The sequence below is a fragment of the Pseudomonas sp. KH_046_1 genome (genome assembly GCF_057839025.1).
Window position 1 is genome coordinate 3,048,231 of record NZ_CM174481.1, and the last position, 13,699, is coordinate 3,061,929.

Genomic DNA, 13,699 nt, shown 5'->3' on the forward strand with positions numbered 1-13,699 from the left:
GATAGCCCTGCGATGGCAACGCCGGCCGCTATGAACCGCGTCACAATAATATGGCTGCTGAGCACGGCATTATCCATGGCAATGAAAGGCCAGTACCATGACGGCCATCGCTTTTTCGATACCTGCACTCGAGCCGGTACATAAACCGGTGAATCGTTCTTCAATGGAGAGGCACATGACATCAGGACAATGTCTTTGCGGGGCTGTACGTTTTTCCCTGGAGGTTGAACCACGATTCTTTTATCGCTGCCATTGCACCCTATGCCGCAAGCAAACCGGGGTTGGTCATAATCTCGCCACGCTGGTCAAGGCTTGCGATTTTCGCTGGGAAGAAGGGCAGGATGCGATCACGAGTTGGCGCAAACCCAGCGGGTACAGAAATGACTTTTGCTCACGATGTGGCTCGACCGTGCCTAATCTTCTTCGCGAGACGCCTTACTTCTGGATTCCGCTTGGGCTTCTCGATGTCGAGTTGAGCATGGAGTGTGTTGGAGATTTCTGCACCGATGACGCTATGCCATGGGATGAACAACGCTCGCAAAGAAGTCATCGCGCAGCCCCGGAGTCACTTGGGTTTATTTTGCATGAACTCCAGGTCAATAACGATTGACTCAGGAGCCTGGTCGGCATGCAGACGAATTGGCAGCCTGGCCCAAACCGAACAGCGTGACCAAACGCTGCCGACCGCTTCTTCGACGAACACCGGCCAATAGAATCTGAACGCTGCCCAGCACTAACGGGGCTTGTCATGGTCCATAACCCCCGCACGACCCTCAGCGGTCGAACGGCCCGTAACCGACCGGCCCCCTCATCGGTAACTTGATCAAGGACAGTGAAAGCATGATCGCCGCCACATAATCAGCAACGCCCTGCACCCGGTTCCGAGAGTCGGGCCTCGCCGTACGTTTATCCCTCAATCCCATTCGAAGATTTAACCCATGTACCTACGCAAAATTGCAGTTGGGCTGTCGGCCCTTGTTTTGCTTTCGACCGGGGCGCAAGCCCGCAACCTGCTGGATCTCCTCAAGCCTCCTACCGCGCAACATGAACAAACGTCCCGTTCGGGCTCGATCAGCCAGAATGCGGCCCTGGACCTCTATTCAAGCAAACAGAAACAGGCTTCGTTTGACGGCTGCGCTGACCTGTTCCCGGCAGCGAAACCGATCAACACGGCCACAGTGCCCGCATCGATGAAACCCCTGGCGCTGTGTTCCGACAACTTCGCGGTGCTGTACTCGCAAACCAGCAAGACCCCGCTGGTGGTGGTCGAACGCCTGAATGCGGCCCTGTTGCAGGATGCCAAAGGGGAAGAGCGCACCAACCAGTTCTACCCGGATCCACGCATTCCCAAGAGTGGGCGCGCCGAGTTGAGCGACTACCGCAGCCAGCACCCGGCCGTGGACCGTGGCCATCAATCCCCGGCAGCCGATGCACCGAACCCCAAGGCAATGGCCCAATCCTTTGCGCTGTCGAACATGGTGCCGCAAGACCCGACCAACAACCGGAAGATCTGGAGCAAGGTCGAGTCTGATGTCCGCAAGTTTGCCAAGCGCGCCGATGGCAATGTGTTTGTCTTTACCGGCCCGCTGTTCGACCCGGGCCACTCGACCATCGGCGACAACCAGGTCTGGGTGCCGACCCGACTGTTCAAGCTGGTGTACGACGCATCGTCCAAACGTGCCTGGGCCTACGTGCTGCCTAACGCAGAAACCCGCATCGAAAAGCCGATGGACTATGAGACGTTCGTGAAGAGCACCGGGCTCAAGCTGCTTGGGAACCTGCCCGTTACAGGTTCCGCAGGGCGCACCTGATGGCTGGTTGAACAGCACCCCAAAGGTTGCAGGCAACCGATGGGGTGTTTCATTGCCATGAACCACGCAAAAACAAGGTCAAGGAAATAAATTCAACAAGAAGTAACAAATAGTAAAAATGAACTATACCCAATAGGGCAATCGCTCCTGCCCCCGGGACATGATGCCTCCACAAATACTCGTCCCAGGAACTTCAACGTCAAGCAGACCGAGAGATTCTGGTTATGAACGCTTTGAAAATCGCTGCCAGCGATGCGGTTCGAGCTTGCTTTCGTAGTTCCCGTGAAATCGTCCGGCTCGACCAGACTGACTTTACCGATGTCGCTGTCGCCGTACTCTCGAAAGATGATTTGGCAGCAGGGGCGCTGGATGCCATCAAGCGCACCGGCTTCGATATCCCGATCTTCCTGGTGGCCTCTCAGGGCCGCAGCAATCGCTCCCTGGCGATCTACAAGCAACTGCAGGATGTCATCTTGCAGGTCAATGGTGTCTTCGACCTATCCAGCAATAATGCCGAATACCACGGCAACCAACTGGAAACCGCCGCCAAGGCCTATGAAGCAAGCCTGCTGCCACCGTTCTTCGATGCGCTCAAACACTACACCGAGGCGGCCAACGCGACCTTTGCCTGCCCTGGCCACCAGGGCGGCCAGTTCTTTCGCAAGCACCCGGCGGGTCGGCAGTTTTTCGACTTCTTCGGCGAGACGCTGTTTCGCGCCGACATGTGCAACGCCGACGTCAAGCTCGGCGACCTGCTGATCCACGAAGGCCCGGCACTGCTGGCGCAGAAACACGCCGCGCAAGTGTTCAATGCGGACAAGACCTACTTCGTGCTCAACGGCACCTCGGCCTCGAACAAGGTGGTGACCAACGCGCTGTTGACCCCCGGCGACCTGGTGCTGTTCGACCGCAACAACCACAAATCCAATCACCAGGGCGCGTTGCTGCAGGCCGGTGCCACGCCGGTGTACCTGGAAACCGCACGCAACCCCTACGGCTTCATCGGCGGCATCGACGCCCACTGTTTCGACGAGGACTACCTGCGCGAACTGATCGCCGAGGTCGCCCCGGACAAGGCGCAGCTGCCGCGGCCGTTCCGCCTGGCGATCATTCAACTGGGCACTTATGACGGCACCATCTACAACGCCCGGCAAGTGGTCGACCGCATTGGCAAGCTGTGCGACTACATCCTGTTCGACTCGGCGTGGGTCGGCTACGAGCAGTTCATCCCGATGATGAAGGACTGCTCGCCGCTGTTGCTGGATCTCAATGAGGACGACCCGGGCATCTTCGTCACCCAGTCGGTGCACAAGCAGCAGGCCGGTTTTTCCCAGGCCTCCCAGGTGCACAAGAAGGACCGCCACATCAAAGGCCAGGCACGCTATTGCAACCATCACCGGCTCAACAACGCGTTCATGGCCCAGGCCTCCACCAGCCCGTTCTACCCGCTGTTCGCCTCGCTGGATGTGAATGCGCGCATTCACTCCGGCCGCAGCGGCCTGCGCCTGTGGGAAGACTGCGTGAAGTTCGGCATCGAAGCGCGCAAGTTGATCCTCGAAGCCTGCACCATGGTCCGCCCGTTCGTACCGCACAGCATTGAAGGGCGCGCCTGGGAAGACTATCCAACGGAAGAAATCGCCAACGACATCCGCTTCTTCGAGTTCCATCCCAAGGATCGCTGGCACGCCTTTGCCGGCTACGCCGAGAAGCAGTACTTCATCGACCCGTGCAAGTTGCTGTTCACCACGCCGGGCATCGACCCGGTGGACGGCAGCTACACCGACTTCGGCATTCACGCCGGCATCCTGGCCAACTTCCTGCGCGAGAATGGCATCGTCCCGGAAAAGTGCGACCTCAACTCGATCCTGTTCCTGCTCACCCCGGCCGAAGACTGGGCGAAGATGACCCACCTGGCCGCGCAAATCGCCCGTTTCGAACGCTTCATCAGCGATGACGCGCCGATGAGCCGGGTGCTGCCGGCGATCTACGCGCAGCATCAGGAGCGCTATCGCAACTACACCATTCGCCAGCTCTGCCAGGAAATGCACGATCTGTATCGCCATCACAACGTGCAGCAGTTGCAGAAGGACATGTTCCGCAAGGAACACTTCCCGAAAAAGGCCATGAACCCGCAGCAAGCGCAAATCGAGTACATCCGCGGCAACGTCGAACTGGTGGCGCTGGCGCAGGCCGACGGGCGCATTGCCGCCGAGGGCGCGCTGCCTTATCCGCCGGGCGTCTTGTGCGTGGTGCCGGGGGAGATCTGGGGCGGCGCGGTACTCAAGTACTTCCTGGCCCTGGAAGAAGGCATCAACCGCTTGCCCGGTTTCACGCCGGAGTTGCAAGGGGTGTACCTGAAGCAGGAAGGCGGTCGTACCCGGGCGTATGGGTACGTGATCAAGGCCTGATGCTGCACGGGTCAGAAGCGCCCAACCTACAAGGTTCATGTGGTCAAGCAGTAAGCATTAGCCCCTGTCCGGCCGCGTGCTGCACGTCGCCAGACCCAGGTTCAAAACTCTGCATAAGGCAAGGAGTTTGCGATGGCTGATTCAAGCAAGAAAATGGGCCTGATGGGGCTCACGACGCTGGTAACGGTCAACATGATGGGCTCGGGTATCATCATGTTGCCTACCAACATGGCTCAATTGGGTGCCGTCTCGCTGCTGTCATGGATCTTCACCGCGATCGGTTCGATGGCCATCGCCTACTGCTTTGCCCAGTGCGGGGTCTTCTGTCCGCGCTCCGGCGGCTTGTCTGCCTACACCGAAGAAGCTCACTCAAAGTCGGGGTTTTTCCTCTGCTCGTACCTGTACTTCCTGTCACTGGCCATCGCCAACGTGGCCGTGGCCATTTCGGCGGTGGGCTACATGACGGCCTTCGTGCCCTGGCTGGGCACCGGTGCCATTCCATTGTGCGTCGGCACGATCTCACTGATCTGGCTGACCACCTTCGCCAACTTCGGTGGCCCGGGCATCACCGGCAAGATCGGCGCGTTCACGGTGTGGGGCGTGATCATTCCGGTCGCGGGCCTGAGCATCATCGGCTGGTTCTGGTTCAAGCCCGATGTGCTGGCCGCCGCCTGGAACCCCAACAGCCTGCCGATTTCCGAAGCCATCGGTAAAGCCATACCCCTGACCCTGTGGGCCTTCCTGGGCATGGAGTCGGCGGCCCAGGCCACTGACGCCGTGGAAAACCCCAAGCGCAATGTGCCGCTGGCCTGCCTGTTCGGCACTCTCGGTGCCGCCGTGGTCTATGTGCTGTCGACCACCGTCATCCAGGGCATCATTCCCAATGACGAACTGGCCAAATCCTCGGCGCCCTTCGCGTTGGTCTACGCCACGATGTTCAGCCCGATGGTGGGCAATATCGTCATGGCGCTGGCGGTCATGGCCTGTGTCGGCTCGCTGCTGGGCTGGCAATTCACCCTGGCGCAAACGGCCAAGATGACGGCTGACCAGAACCTGTTCCTCAAGCTGTTCAGCAAGGTCAACTCGATGAATGCGCCCGTCGTCGGCATGATTGTCTGCGGTGTGCTGCAGACCCTCATGGCCCTGTCGACCATCTCGCCCGATGCCGCCGCCCAGTTCAGCAAACTGGTCAGCCTGGCGGCGGTCACCAACCTGATCCCCTATATAACGGCGATGACCGGCCTGCTGGTGATCATGCACAAGGCCGGGGTCTCGTCGGCCATTTACTCGCGTAACCTGGTGGTCTTGCTGATTGCCATAACGTACTCCTTGTACGCCCTGTATGCCTGCGGCAAGGATGCAGTGATGGGCGGCACCCTGGTGCTCGCTGTCGGCTACCTGCTCTATGGATTCCTCGCCAAGCGCTTCACCGAAGCGCCAGCGGCCAACCAGGCCAGGGCCGCAAACCCTTAGGCGTGGCCAACAGGACTGCACAGACATCTGCATACGGGGAAACCGGACATGAACGTACCATTTGCCACAACCACCAGACTGCTGCTTGCCTTCGCACTCTCGACGCTGCCGCTAGTGGCCGGCGCCAACACCCTTGAACGCGTACGCAGCAGCCACACCTTTACCCTGGGCTACCTGCCTGACCTGGCCCCTTTCAGCCAGCAGGACGGCGACAAGGCCAGCGGTTATGCCATCGACCTGTGCCTGAAAGTCGCCGACAAGCTCAAGAGCGAGCTGGGTCTGCCCGACCTGCAAGTGCACTACCAGCCTGTCAAGATTTCGGACGAGGTCAACGCCGTGAGTCAGGGTAAAGTCGATATTCTCTGCACGCCGACACCGCCCACCCTGGAACGGCGCAAGATGATCAGTTACTCCATACCGATCTACACCGCCGGCCTCTCGGTCGTGGTGCGCACCGATGCTGGCGAACCGCTGCTCAATGTGCTCAATGGCAAGGTCGCCAATACCGGCCCGACCTGGCGTGCCAGCATCAACAACGGTCTGGCCAACCAAACCTACGCGACCCTGGAGGGGGGCGTGACCGAAGACTGGATTCGTGAACAGATGCGCCTGCTCAACGTGATTGCCTCGCTGGTGACCGTGGCCAACAACGACGAGGGCATCAAACTGGTCGCCGAGGGCAAGGCCGATGCCTTCTTCTCCGAACGCATGCTGCTGCGCAACGAAGTCGCCAAGGAGGGCGCGGCCAAGAACCTGATGCTCCTGGACCGCATCTTCGAGTACTCGCCGGTGGCGATGATCGTGGAGCGCAACGACGAAGACTTCCGCTTGCTGGTCGATATGGCCCTGAGTGAAGCCTATTTCTCGGGCTACATAGAAAAGGCCTACGACCAGTACCTGGGCGGGACCAACGCTACCGTGAAAAAACTGTTCAGGGTCTATGCATTGCCCTGATGAGTTTTGTAGGAGCGAGCTTGCTCGCGATGGTCGTTAACGAAAGCGCGTGTTCATTGACTGAACGCAGCGCCCTTGAGTCCATCGCGAGCAAGCTCGCTCCGACAGATGAGCAGCATCACGTCTGTGGACGGCCACTGGCTTGCTGGTCAGCACCAATTCGCCAGTGTTTGTTCAAGGCCATTACTTGCAGGCAAGTAGCAATCCACTCAGGAGCTCTATCATGCGAATCGTCGCAGCCGCTGTGTGCACACTCCTATTCTCCCTGGCTTTGCCATCAATCACGTTTGCCGGTTCCAATTGCGATGATGCGGGCAGTGCAAGTGATATCAGAAACTGCTTGAAAAACAGCAATGATCAAAAAGGGCAAGGCAATTGCAATGACAATGGCAATTGCGGCAAGGCCAAGGACAAGGCCAAAAATAATGATGATGACGATTACTCGGTCAGTTGCATGGAGATCAATAACCTTGTCCTGCGTCGTCAGTGTCTTGATAAGCGCAGAGATTGAATGTCGGGATCGCACCAGCTGATCAGCCAGGAATGACTGTCGGCACTGCATCAGCATCACCCCGAAGTGACCCAGGAAGCGGTTCGATCAGGATGAATCAGCCTCACCCTGCTCGCGACTGTGTGAGCGACCACATCCAGACGCTCAATACCACGAGCAATACGAAGGCGAGCACATCACTCCAGTTCGTTATCTAGCACTCGCCACCGCTACTGTTTCGCAGCGAGAAATTACTCGGAGCTACCCCATACCAGCGCTTGAATGCCTGGGAAAAACTCGACAGGTCGCTGAAACCCAGTCGCTCGGCAATCTCGCTGAGGCTCAAGCGTTTGTCGTTGAGCATCTCGATGGCGCTGCGGCTGCGGGCCTCGGCCAGCAAGGCACGGAAGGTGGTGCCTTCATCGTGCAGGCGACGCTTGAGGGTGCGTGTGCTGACGTGGATCAGGCGGGCCATGGCGCAAAGGTCCGGTGGCGTGGTGTCGGTACTGGTCAGGTAGTGCTGGACCAGCGCCGTCATGCCGGAACGGGCGATTCGCCGTTGCATCAACTGTGTGCACATCTGCTCGCACATGCTCACTGTGACGGCGTTGGCTTGTGGCAAGGGGCGCGTCAGGAATGAGCGATCAAAGGCCAGGCTGTTGCTGCTGGCTGCGTAGGCAGGCGCCAGCCCCAATAAACGGTCGTTATCGCACTCGTGAGCTGGGCCGGCACGTAACGTGAAGCGCGACAGCGAAAAGTCATCGCCCCCCAGTTCCTTGAGCAACAGCGCCCCCGCTGCCATGTCCCGGGCCAACAGAAAATCGCGCAGGTCGGGTGCCAGCCCGGGCGTGGCGAAAGTCAGCACACCTTCACTGCCTTGCTCTTCATAGGTCACCACGGTGAATGCGTAGGTCAGCGGCAAAAAGCTCAGTGCCAGGGCTAGTGCATCCCCGGTGGTCGCGCTGCTGATCAGGCCGTAACCAAACAGGCCATAGGTCGAGAAGTGATAGCGCGCACCGACTTCGAAGCCAAGCCCCGGAGGATGACCGAGCAACTGCAACAGATTGCCGGTCACCCGCAGTTCCTGATCGGCAGTCAGCTCCAGATTCGGGTCGGCCAGTTGCGCTGCCGTCAGCCCCGAGCCGGCCAGTATCGCGCTGGCCGCCAAGCCTTTTTCGACGCCGAACTGCACCAGCAACAAAGCGCTGGCCGGGCCACGCAGAAAATCCCGAAAGCTCATACCCATGTGCCTGTGGCGAAAAGGTTGGCCCGAATAATAAAGCAATTGTCCCATTACAGCATTCGGTTCTTTATCAATGGCCGTCACCATCCTTTACGCACGGTTCGTCGTTTAACCAACCATAAAAGGCCGTTGCGGTACCTGGCGAAAACCAGGAGGCGCAATTGTGTGTTTTCGGGTAACCCCGCAAATCTCGCACTGCCTTGCACAAGGGAGAACAACAATGAAAAAGACCTTCGATTACATCGTAGTGGGCGGCGGTTCCGGTGGTTGTGTGGTGGCCGGTCGGCTGAGCGAAGATCCGGACGTCAGTGTTTGCTTGCTGGAGGCCGGTGGTGACGGGCAGTCCAGCCTGGTCAATATCCCCGCAGCGATGGTGGCAATGGTGCCGACTTCGGTGAATAACTGGGCCTTCGACACCGTCCCGCAGATGGCGCTGGAAGGGCGCAAGGGCTACCAGCCACGGGGCAAGGCACTGGGTGGTTCCTCAGCGATCAACGCCATGATCTACGTGCGGGGTCATCAATGGGACTACGACCATTGGGCCGCCCTGGGCAATAGCGGTTGGGCATTCAAGGATGTCTTGCCGTACTTCCGTCGCAGTGAGCACAACGAGCGCATCGACAGTGTCTTGCACGGGCGGGGCGGGCCGTTATGGGTCAGCGATTTACGTTCGGACAATCCATTCCAGCAACGCTTTCTGCAGGCGGCCCGCGAGACCGGTTTGCCGCTCAACGACGACTTCAACGGTGAAGAACAGGAAGGCGTTGGCATCTATCAAGTCACGCAAAAGCACGGTGAGCGTTGCAGTGCGGCGCGCGCATATCTGTTGCCGTATGTGGGGGTGCGCAACAACCTGACCGTCGAAACCCGGGCCCAGGTGCAACGGATCCTGTTCGAAGGCACTCGCGCCGTGGCTGTCGAGGTGCTGCAAAACGGTCAGGTTCGCACCCTGCGTGCCAGGCGGGAAGTCATCCTCGCCGCCGGGGCCTTCCAGACCCCGCAACTGTTGATGTTGTCGGGAGTGGGGCCGAAAGAGGAACTGCAACGCCATGGCATCCCGCTCTTGCAGGACCTGCCTGGTGTCGGGCAGAACCTGCAAGACCATCCGGATTTCGTTTTCGTCTACAAGACCTCAAGCCTGGATGCCATGGGCGTTTCATTCGCTGGCAGTACCAGAATGCTCAAGGAAGCCGGCCGTTTTCGTCGGGAACGTCGAGGCATGCTGACCTCGAATTTTGCCGAGGGCGGAGCGTTTCTCAAGACGCGCGAAGGGCTGGATAAACCGGATATTCAATTGCATTTTGTCGTTGCTCCGGTCGAGGACCATGCGCGCAAGTTGCGCCTGGGTCATGGGTTGTCGTGCCACGTTTGCCTGTTGCGTCCGCGCAGTCGCGGAACCGTATCTCTGGCCAGCAAAGACCCGCAAGCGGCACCGTTGATTGATCCGGTGTTTCTTCAGGACCCGCAGGACCTGGAAGACATGGTCGCGGCATTCAGACTGACACGCCGATTGATGCAGGCACCGGCGCTGGCCAACTGGATCACCCGCGACCTGTACACCGAAGGGGTCGACACCGACGAGCAGATCCGCACCGTACTGCGTCGTCGTACCGACAGTGTTTATCACCCGGTGGGCACTTGCCGCATGGGCGATGACCCACTGGCCGTGGTCGACGCGCAATTACGTGTACATGGTCTGCAAGGACTGCGAATCGTCGACGCATCGGTGATGCCGACCCTGATCGGCGGCAACACCAACGCACCGACCATCATGATCGCCGAGAAAGCCGTTGACCTTATTCGCGGCATTCAGCGGGTGTGTTCGTCCGCCTGGTCTGAAACCCCAGCCACCACTAAAAACAACAACGGGGCACCTTATGTCGTTGCATGAAGTTGAAACCGGTCGTCAGTCGGCAACAGCCTTGAGCGCCATCATCATCGGCAGCGGTTTTGCCGGTATCGGCATGGCCGTTGCCTTGCAAAAGGCCGGTGTGAAGGACTTTGTGATCCTGGAGAAGAAACAGGACGTCGGCGGTGTCTGGCGGGACAACAGTTACCCCGGCGCCGCGTGCGACGTACCTTCGCACCTGTATTCGTTTTCGTTTGAGCCGAACCCGGACTGGAGCAAGGTGTTCGCGCCCCAGGCCGAGATTCACGCCTATCTGCGGCATTGCGCCGACAAGTACGGACTGGACAAGCACATTCGTTTCGGCGCCGAAGTGGTGTGCGCCGAGTTCGATGAACGCACGTCGCTGTGGCACGTGACTCAGCAGGATGGCAGTGTCCTGAGTGCATCGCTGTTGATCAGTGGCACCGGTCAGTTGAGTCGCCCGGCGTTCCCGAAACTGGCAGATATGCAAACCTTCAAGGGGCACGTGTTCCACTCGGCGACCTGGGACCACAGCTATTCGCTGGCAGGCAAACGCGTGGCGGTGGTCGGCACCGGTGCATCGGCCATTCAGTTCGTGCCGGCGATTGCCGGGACTGTCGGGCACCTGAAAGTGTTCCAGCGCTCGCCCGCGTACCTGATGCCTCGACCTGATCGGGCTTACTCCGAGCGGATAAAATCATTGCTGCGCAACATGCCTTGGACGATGACTGCGTACCGCGCTTCGATATACATGCGCTACGAATCCCGGGCGCTGGCGTTCACCCGATTCAAGGGCTTGATGAAGTGGGCAGTGGGCGTTCCGTTCCGTCGACTGCTGTCAGAGCAAGTGCCGGACCCGGTACTGCGCAGCAAACTGACCCCGGATTATCCGTACGGCTGCAAGCGTATCCTGCTGTCCAGCGAATACCTCAAGACCATGGGCCGGTCCAACGTGGAGTTGGTGACCGACGGCATTGCGCGAGTCACTGAAAGCGGCATTGAAACCGTTGATGGCCAGTTGCATGAAGTCGATGCGATCATCTACGGCACCGGGTTCGCGGCCACCGAATTTCTGTCGCCGATGCGTATCGTCGGGCGCAATGGCGTGGACCTTAACCATGCCTGGCGCAATGGCACCCGCGCGTATCTGGGGCTGACGGTTCCGTTATTCCCAAATTTCTTCATGTTGTATGGGCCCAACACCAACCTGGGTCACAACTCGATTGTCTACATGCTGGAAAGTCAGATCGCCCACGTCATGCGCTGTTGGCGCACGATGAAGGGCACCGGTGCCAACACCGTGGAAGTCGACTCAAGCGTGTATGAGCGCTTCCATGGGCAGGTCCAGCAACGCCTGGCCAACACGGTGTGGAACGGCTGCAAGAGCTGGTATGTGGATGACGCTGGCAACAACAGCACCAACTGGCCGGGTTTCACCTTGAGCTATCGCTGGTTGACGCGGTTTTCCGGGTTGCATGCATACCGCTTCACACGCGAGTTTGAAGGCGGCACGACCGTTGGCGAATCCCGCGACTGGCCGGAAAAATTGAGCGCCGGATTCCTGAGATTTTTTTTGCGCACCACGTTCCGCTCGCTGATCGGGCCGGGGTTGGCTGCGCCAGCGCAGAGAAAGGTCGTGAGCCTATTGTCCACGTTGATGCCAGGTACTGGCGGCGTGATTCGTTATCGTCAACAGGCCAACGGCGTACCGGTGCAAGTGGTCGCACCGAAGCAGGGTGAAAACGGCGGGGTCATTCTGTACCTGCATGGCGGGGCGTTCTGCCTTGGCTCGCCGGGTACGCATTGGAGCATCACCAGCCGCTTGGCCAAGGCCTCGGGGATGTCGGTGTGGGTAGCTGATTATCGCCTGGCGCCAGAACATCCTTGCCCGGCGGCATTGGACGATGCGCTGGCCTGCTATCAGGCACTCCGGGCTCAGGGGTATGCCGCTGACCGAATCTTCCTCGCCGGTGATTCGGCGGGCGCCGCGCTGGTGTTGGCTCTGGCGCTCAAGCTGCGTGATCTTCACCCGCATTTCGCCGCCGGCATGCTCCTGATGTCGCCAGTGGCTGACGAAAGCCTGAGCGGTGCTTCCATGACCTCGCGGGTCGAACAGGATCCGATGATCCGTCGCAGCTGGCTGGAGCAAGGGCTGGGCTGGTATGCCGGTACGCAGGTGATGGACAATCCGCTTGAGGTGGACCTGCATGGGCTGCCGCCGATGTTGATCCAGGTCGGTGACCATGAGCTGTTGTTGTCTGACGCCACCCGATTGGCCGAGCATGCGCTTGGCAGCGGGGTGAATTGCCGCCTGGAGGTGTACGCCGCACGCTGGCACGTGTTCCAGTTGCAAGCCTTCTACCTGCGTTCGGCGGCCAAGGCGTTGAAGACCCTCGGCGCATTTGCCCGGGAGCAACTGGCACGCACGAAGCCTGATATGGCGTAAAGCCGGGCGCTGTGATCACACAGTTGGGCAATTCGCGTGATCTGTTATGCCGTGGACCTGTTCAGTGGAGGTGCGGGTGCGTTGTCACTAAAGGTGAGCGCGACCAACGGATCGGAAAATGCTTTCGGATGCACGGCGCAGGGTGCGCTCAATGGCTCTGCGATGTCGGGACTCGATCAGGTACCAGCCAGTCAAATAAATTTGAAATGCACGGCGATGCTCGACAGAATCGCGCCCCTGTCTGGCCAAAGGTGTCGGACGTTCGTGGTGAAAAGGGGCAGCAGTTGAACGAGCAGACTATGTCCATGCGCCTGGAGCGCGTGGCGGCGCATGTGCCAGCCGGTGCGCGCCTGGCCGATATCGGCTCGGATCACGGCTACCTGCCGGTGGCGTTGATGCGCCGTGGCGCCATCGTCGCGGCGGTGGCCGGCGAGGTGGCCTTGACGCCGTTCCACTCGGCCGAACGCACCGTACGCGAAAACGGCCTGGACCGGCAGATCACCGTGCGCCTGGCCAACGGCCTGGCGGCGATCGAGCCGGGAGACGGGATCACGGCGATCAGCATCTGCGGGATGGGCGGCGAAACGATCCGCGACATCCTCGACAGCGGCAAGGCATGCCTGAGCGGTCAGGAACGCCTGATCCTGCAGCCCAACGGCGGCGAGCAGCCACTGCGTCAATGGCTGATGGAAAATGGCTACCGCATCCTCTGTGAGGACGTGCTGCGGGAAAACCGCTTCGACTACGAAATCATCGTCGCCGAGCGCGCCGGGCCGGTGGAGTACACCGCCGAGGAGCTGTACTTCGGCCCGTTGCAGATGCAGGCCCGCAGCCCGGCGTTCCTGGTCAAATGGCAGCGCAAGCTGCGCCAGAAGCAGAAGACCCTGGCCCAATTAGCCCGGGCGCAGCAAGCCGTGCCCGAGGAGAAAGTGCAGGACATCGCGCGCCAGGCCCGGTGGATCAGCGAACTGCTGGCCTGAGCACCGTCCCGGCTCGTTTGGTGT

Annotated in this window: 10 protein-coding genes; 9 read left to right on the forward strand and 1 reads right to left on the reverse strand. The window is 59.8% G+C overall.

Translation table 11 applies throughout. The features are described 5' to 3' along the window. Positions 1-175 precede the first annotated feature (175 nt). From AC3IT9_RS14085 to AC3IT9_RS14110, 6 genes are all read left to right on the forward strand, one after another. Positions 176-610: a GFA family protein gene (locus AC3IT9_RS14085; RefSeq protein WP_489273514.1), complete on the forward strand. Its 435-nt coding sequence runs from the start codon at positions 176-178 to the stop codon at positions 608-610. A 328-nt stretch (positions 611-938) separates the two neighbouring features. After that, on the forward strand, positions 939-1,811 hold the full coding sequence (locus AC3IT9_RS14090) for a DNA/RNA non-specific endonuclease (protein ID WP_150723892.1): 873 nt from the start codon (positions 939-941) through the stop codon (positions 1,809-1,811). 224 nt (positions 1,812-2,035) lie between these two features. Continuing rightward, positions 2,036-4,219, forward strand: coding sequence for an ornithine decarboxylase SpeF (speF, locus tag AC3IT9_RS14095; RefSeq protein ID WP_489273416.1), 2,184 nt, complete (start codon positions 2,036-2,038; stop codon positions 4,217-4,219). Positions 4,220-4,351: 132 nt separating this feature from the next. After that, the gene (gene potE, locus AC3IT9_RS14100; RefSeq protein ID WP_489273417.1) at positions 4,352-5,692 is read left to right on the forward strand and encodes a putrescine-ornithine antiporter; all 1,341 of its coding nucleotides are present in this window, start codon (positions 4,352-4,354) and stop codon (positions 5,690-5,692) included. 48 nt (positions 5,693-5,740) lie between these two features. Next, positions 5,741-6,646: an amino acid ABC transporter substrate-binding protein gene (locus tag AC3IT9_RS14105; RefSeq protein ID WP_489273418.1), complete on the forward strand. Its 906-nt coding sequence runs from the start codon at positions 5,741-5,743 to the stop codon at positions 6,644-6,646. 223 nt (positions 6,647-6,869) lie between these two features. Beyond that, a complete protein-coding gene (locus AC3IT9_RS14110; protein WP_191629399.1) occupies positions 6,870-7,157 on the forward strand; it encodes a hypothetical protein in 288 nt (95 codons plus the stop codon). A gap of 193 nt (positions 7,158-7,350) precedes the next feature. Here AC3IT9_RS14110 and AC3IT9_RS14115 read toward each other — a convergent pair whose 3' ends face one another. Continuing rightward, the gene (locus AC3IT9_RS14115) at positions 7,351-8,376 is read right to left on the reverse strand and encodes an AraC family transcriptional regulator (protein WP_489273419.1); all 1,026 of its coding nucleotides are present in this window, start codon (positions 8,374-8,376) and stop codon (positions 7,351-7,353) included. A 223-nt stretch (positions 8,377-8,599) separates the two neighbouring features. Between AC3IT9_RS14115 and AC3IT9_RS14120 the strand changes: the two genes are divergently transcribed. The 3 genes from AC3IT9_RS14120 (at position 8,600) to AC3IT9_RS14130 (ending at position 13,675) form a co-directional block, all read left to right on the forward strand. Next, positions 8,600-10,270: a GMC family oxidoreductase gene (locus tag AC3IT9_RS14120; protein WP_489273420.1), complete on the forward strand. Its 1,671-nt coding sequence runs from the start codon at positions 8,600-8,602 to the stop codon at positions 10,268-10,270. After that, a complete protein-coding gene (locus AC3IT9_RS14125) occupies positions 10,257-12,695 on the forward strand; it encodes a flavin-containing monooxygenase (RefSeq protein WP_489273421.1) in 2,439 nt (812 codons plus the stop codon). The genes AC3IT9_RS14120 and AC3IT9_RS14125 overlap by 14 nt, the downstream gene beginning before the upstream one ends. 284 nt (positions 12,696-12,979) lie before the next feature. Next, positions 12,980-13,675 (forward strand): tRNA (adenine(22)-N(1))-methyltransferase, encoded by a 696-nt coding sequence (locus tag AC3IT9_RS14130; protein WP_489273422.1) that lies wholly within the window; start codon positions 12,980-12,982, stop codon positions 13,673-13,675. Positions 13,676-13,699 lie beyond the last annotated feature (24 nt).

What these genes read in the sequence shown, in the direction of transcription:
- AC3IT9_RS14085 (WP_489273514.1), top strand. Translation starts at nt 176, where the DNA reads ATGACATCAGGACAATGTCTTTGCGGGGCTGTACGTTTTTCCCTGGAG.
- AC3IT9_RS14090 (WP_150723892.1), top strand. Translation starts at nt 939, where the DNA reads ATGTACCTACGCAAAATTGCAGTTGGGCTGTCGGCCCTTGTTTTGCTT.
- speF (WP_489273416.1), top strand. Translation starts at nt 2,036, where the DNA reads ATGAACGCTTTGAAAATCGCTGCCAGCGATGCGGTTCGAGCTTGCTTT.
- potE (WP_489273417.1), top strand. Translation starts at nt 4,352, where the DNA reads ATGGCTGATTCAAGCAAGAAAATGGGCCTGATGGGGCTCACGACGCTG.
- AC3IT9_RS14105 (WP_489273418.1), top strand. Translation starts at nt 5,741, where the DNA reads ATGAACGTACCATTTGCCACAACCACCAGACTGCTGCTTGCCTTCGCA.
- AC3IT9_RS14110 (WP_191629399.1), top strand. Translation starts at nt 6,870, where the DNA reads ATGCGAATCGTCGCAGCCGCTGTGTGCACACTCCTATTCTCCCTGGCT.
- AC3IT9_RS14115 (WP_489273419.1), bottom strand. Translation starts at nt 8,376, where the DNA reads ATGAGCTTTCGGGATTTTCTGCGTGGCCCGGCCAGCGCTTTGTTGCTG.
- AC3IT9_RS14120 (WP_489273420.1), top strand. Translation starts at nt 8,600, where the DNA reads ATGAAAAAGACCTTCGATTACATCGTAGTGGGCGGCGGTTCCGGTGGT.
- AC3IT9_RS14125 (WP_489273421.1), top strand. Translation starts at nt 10,257, where the DNA reads ATGTCGTTGCATGAAGTTGAAACCGGTCGTCAGTCGGCAACAGCCTTG.